This window comes from Mesorhizobium sp. M0340, assembly GCF_040321535.1.
Lineage (GTDB): Bacteria > Pseudomonadota > Alphaproteobacteria > Rhizobiales > Rhizobiaceae > Mesorhizobium.
Map to the genome: position 1 here is coordinate 1 of NZ_JAMYRR010000087.1, position 515 is coordinate 515.

A 515-nucleotide genomic window follows, 5' to 3' on the forward strand; every position below is an offset into this window, starting at 1 on the left:
CGCGTATACCCGCCTGCCGGCATTCTCTGGAAGCTGTCGCCAAAATAGCGATCGTCGCGATCGGTCCGGGTTGGGACTCGCGCCGTCACCGACTTGCTCAGCTGGGAAGGGTCGACACCCCACTGCTTCCTCGTGTAGCCGCGGAAGAATTTCTCGTAGAGCTCTCTGCCGACAGTGCTGACCACGACGTCTTCAGCGGTGCGGACTTCTTTGACCGTTTCGCGCCGGGAAGCGAAGAAGTCCTGCAGCTGCTCGGACGTTAACTCAAGGCCGTAGAGGCGGTTTATGGTGTCGAGATTGATCGGTATCGGCAGCAGCTTTCCATCGACAAGCGACAGCACGCGATGTTCGTAAGGCCGCCATTGCGTGAATTGCGACAGATAGTCGACGATCGATTGGGCGTTGGTGTGAAAGATGTGAGGCCCGTAACGGTGAATTAGGATTCCGGCCTCGTCGTAGCAGTCATAGGCATTGCCGCCGACGTGATTTCGTCGGTCTATGATCAGGACGCTTTC

Annotated in this window: 1 protein-coding gene; it reads right to left on the minus strand. The window is 57.7% G+C overall.

Translation table 11 applies throughout. The features are described from left to right. On the minus strand, positions 1-515 hold a 515-nt coding region (locus NKI79_RS33175; protein WP_352807520.1), incomplete at both ends, for a UDP-galactopyranose mutase.